This is a genomic window from Deferrisoma palaeochoriense, from assembly GCF_054656955.1.
In genome coordinates this window covers 1-3,823 of sequence record NZ_BAAHXI010000128.1, presented here as the reverse complement: position 1 = coordinate 3,823, position 3,823 = coordinate 1, and the positions used below count along the sequence as shown (strand labels likewise).

3 protein-coding genes are annotated in these 3,823 nt (G+C 51.0%); all 3 read left to right on the top strand.

All coding sequences use genetic code 11. From position 1 onward, the window contains the following. Positions 1-65 precede the first annotated feature (65 nt). The 3 genes from ACYQ8L_RS18235 (at position 66) to ACYQ8L_RS18225 (ending at position 3,590) form a co-directional block, all read left to right on the top strand. Complete coding sequence (locus ACYQ8L_RS18235) at positions 66-1,220, top strand: glycosyltransferase family 4 protein (protein WP_459943249.1); 1,155 nt, start codon at positions 66-68, stop codon at positions 1,218-1,220. 362 nt (positions 1,221-1,582) lie between these two features. Beyond that, positions 1,583-2,512, top strand: coding sequence for a TolB-like translocation protein (locus tag ACYQ8L_RS18230; RefSeq protein ID WP_459943248.1), 930 nt, complete (start codon positions 1,583-1,585; stop codon positions 2,510-2,512). Continuing rightward, a complete protein-coding gene (locus ACYQ8L_RS18225; RefSeq protein WP_459943247.1) occupies positions 2,499-3,590 on the top strand; it encodes a glycosyltransferase family 2 protein in 1,092 nt (363 codons plus the stop codon). The genes ACYQ8L_RS18230 and ACYQ8L_RS18225 overlap by 14 nt, the downstream gene beginning before the upstream one ends. Positions 3,591-3,823: the final 233 nt, after the last annotated feature.

Sequence of the window (3,823 nt, the reverse complement as noted above, 5' to 3'; positions counted from 1 at the left end):
ACGGCCAAATCTCGAATTTCCGGACGGACACTAGTTGGGTGCTTTTAGCATAGTGAAGGTTGAAGATGCGCCTCTTGATTTTTTTGGATGAGCTCTATTTTAGAACAGCGAATGGTTACGCATCGCCGTTCAACGCAGGGCGCTTTCTTCTTGGGTTGGCTGAACGCCACGAACTCATCTTTTCGTTCCCGGTAGCGGACGAACAGGTGGATCGGGTTCGGTACACCACGCGGATTCCTGCGGATACAGAAGTTGTCCCGTTGTCGGAATGGCGATCCACCGCTGGTTACGCTCGCAGACATTGGCCGTGTCACCGTGAGGTGAAAAAGCGACTCGGCTCTATCATGTCAACGGTCGATGCTGTGTGGTTGCGGTTGCCCTCTTTGGCGGGGTTGGCTGTCGGTAATCTTGCCCGCCGCGAAAACCTTCCGGTGTTGATGCATATGGCTGGTGATATTCGGTACGCCTTTAAAGGGTCGAAATACCGGGGTTGGACCAAGCGACTGGCTGCGATATTGGGACAGTTTATACACGTACAGTTCCGGAGTCTTGCCGGCTACCGGAGGGCCCGCGTGTTCTGTACTGGGCATGCGTTGCTGGAAGCCTTCGATTCTTATAAGCCTTGGTTTTTCTTGGATTCAGAAGTCGAACCGGAGAAATCTGTCCCGAACAAATCACGCGCTCGGCGGTTTCTTTACGTTGGCCGTCTGCTGGAAAGCAAGGGGATTCTTCTGCTTCTGGATGTCTGGCGCCATCTGGAATCTGATGTGGAGTTGCACGTGGTGGGGTATGGTGACGAGGCGGATGCTGTATTACGGGAGGCGGAAAGGGATGTGCGCGTCCGGTTTCACGGGTTCAAGGAGGGAGAAGAGTTGGCGGATGTTTACAGAAGTTCTGACGTGTTGATTTTGCCTACGAGCAGCTACCCGGAAGGTTTCCCACGGGTGATTTCAGAGGCCTGGGCTTTCGGTCTTGCGGTTATTGCCACGGATGTTGGGGGCATCCGAGGGATAGGCAAGGATAGAGACAATATTATCTTTGTTAACCCGGGGTCGAAAGAGGAACTGGAATCGGCGGTTCGTGAGATTGCTCGCAATGATGCTCTTTTCCAACACCTTTCACGAAACGGCTATTGTACTGCGGAACGGGTGTCGAGGAGTCGGATGCTTGATTTGATTCATGAAGTTCTTTGCGATGTTGTGGACGGAAGAGGCTTTTAAAAATGCATTACTCTTTTTTTGAAAGACGCTTGGCAAGAATTTTGGATGGGGCACCGCGGCTGCGTCAGAGGGTGAAGCACATTTATCAATACCTTAACTACGTTGTGGCAAGCGAACGTTCTACGGCCGTTCTGAACCCGGTTTGTGATCTGTCGCCGGTTGTTGAGGTAAATGACCCGTGCGGATCCTTTTTTTTCGGTTATTACGACAAGAGGCCTTGGTCGGCATGTGGTAGATACTATCTTTTGCATTCCCAGTCAAGGAAATGCCGACAGGCGGTTCAACTGGTTTGTAGTGACTTGGATACGAAGCGGTTCGGTTCTTTTGCAAGAAGCAGTGCCTGGAACTTTCAGCAGGGTTCCATGCTTCAGTGGTTGCCTGGGCAGGATGATTTGGTGATATTTAACGACGTTGAGGACCGCAAATTAGTAGCGAAAGTTATGAATCCGTTCACGGGAAGAAATTATAGAGTGTTGGATGCGCCGGTTCAGTCGGTTAGCCCAGATGGACGAATCGCGTTGGCTATCAACTATAAGAGGCTTTTCCGGCTCCGACCGGAATACGGTTACGCACCCGACGTTGAGAACTTCGCCCCCGACATGGAACTCGGGGAGGATGGCATTTGGAAGATGGATCTCGGATCGGGGCGGGTAGAACTTATTATTTCCTTGCACCAGCTCATCGCGTACCGAACGAGAGACGATATGGCGGAAGCCGAACACAAGGTCAACCATTTGGTGGTATCGCCGAGCGGGGATCGCTTCGCATTCATGCACCGTTGGATCGGTCCGAAAGGGAAATTCTCTCGCCTTTACACGGCGAATTGTGACGGGACAGAACTTTGTCTCCTGGCCGATGACCGGATGGTTTCCCACTATGCGTGGAAGAACCGACATCAGTTGCTCGCCTGGGCCAGGAAAGAGCCGTACGGGGATCATTACTTTCTCTTTGAAGATCGATCAGATCGTTTCGAGATTATTGGGGAAGGGATGTTGGACCGTTTCGGAGACGGCCACCCGAGCTTTTCTCCCGACGGGCGCTGGATCGTTACGGATACGTACCCGGATCGGGCCCGCATGCGTAGTCTTTTGCTTTTCGACACTCTTGGGAATCGCGTGATTCTTGTGGGTCGATTTTTTGCACCTTGGGATTTTGATGGGCCAACACGCTGCGATCTGCACCCGCGTTGGCACCCCGAAGGAAGGAGTATCTCAGTCGATTCGGCTCATGAGGGAGTTCGGAAGAGTTATATAATTGATGTGGAGAAGGTAGTGAAAAATGGAAAAACATAGACACAGGGGTTGTGGTTCTACTGACGCCGAGGAGAAAAAACTTCCGCGGGTAAGCTTGATAATTGTTGTTCGGAACGAACGAAACTGGGTAAAAGGAGCAATAGAATCCCTAGTGGGCCAAGATTACCCGCGAGAGTTATTGGAGATCGTTCTGGTCGACGGAATGTCTGAGGACGGGACGAGGGACGAACTCGAAAAAGCATGCGCACATTTGAGAAAGGAGGGTTGGGCGGTTAAAGTGTTGGAGAACCCGGCCTTGATTCTGGCTACTGGGTGGAATGTCGCGATTCGTGCAGCGGGTGGTGATGTGGTTTGTCGCATTGACGCTCACAGCGAACTGTACCCGGATTACGTCCGAAAGGGCGTCGATATCCTTAATCTGTGCCGCGGGGAAAATGTCGCCGGAGTTGGAGGCGTTTTGGAACATTATGGGCGCGGGGTTCTGGGTGGGGCAATAGCGGAACTTTTAGCGTCTCGTTTTGCGGTGGGGAACTCCCCTTTTCGGACGGACAAAAAGAAAAGACCTCGATTTCGTGAATGTCGGGAAACGGATACCGCTGTCTACGCTTTGTATCCCAAGCGATTGTTTAATGAGGTCGGGTATTTCGATGAAGAGTTAGTACGAAACCAGGATATAGAATTTCATCTACGAGTAAAAATTAAAGGTTATCGTTTTTTGACTTGCCCTCAGATGCGGGTGAAATATCATGTGCGGAATACGTTGGGCGCGTTAGTGAGAAAGGCGTTTCTTGATGGGTACTGGACGGCGATATCTGGAAATGCCTTCCTTAGGCATCGCATGCCCGCAATTTTTGTTTCTTATGTCGTTCTCTATGTGTGTATGTTGAGCGTTCGGTTGCTGGAAGTGAAAAATTGGTGGCTTTGGATGGCGCTGAGCATGCCGCTTTTGTTTTATTTGGTTTTGGACGTGATATGTTCAATAAAGGATGCGTCGGGGTTGAACAAAGTTGTTCTCTTGTGGTTGTTTCCTATTTTTCATGTATCTTACGGCATTGGGTCCCTGAAGGGACAGTTTTCTCGTATGGGTAGGTTGTTCTTAGAGGCAAACGGTGCTTAGGTCGAATAGATAGTGTCTCCGTGGCACTTTTCACTAGTTGAAGAACGTCGGGTCTGAACCTTCGACGCTCCAAAGTGTGCGGAACCCCTTTGGGGGGAGTTCTTTCGTGCGTAGAGGGAGTCAAGGGGATCGGTTGCGGGTCCTACAAAGAGGGATTTACGGTTACATGAGCGAGAAATTCCTTGCGTGCAACTGTGACAACCCTGTTTGGAAGGTGAAGAGGGCTCGTGTGC

What these genes read in the sequence shown, in the direction of transcription:
- ACYQ8L_RS18230 (WP_459943248.1), top strand. Translation starts at nt 1,583, where the DNA reads ATGCTTCAGTGGTTGCCTGGGCAGGATGATTTGGTGATATTTAACGAC.
- ACYQ8L_RS18225 (WP_459943247.1), top strand. Translation starts at nt 2,499, where the DNA reads ATGGAAAAACATAGACACAGGGGTTGTGGTTCTACTGACGCCGAGGAG.
- ACYQ8L_RS18235 (WP_459943249.1), top strand. Translation starts at nt 66, where the DNA reads ATGCGCCTCTTGATTTTTTTGGATGAGCTCTATTTTAGAACAGCGAAT.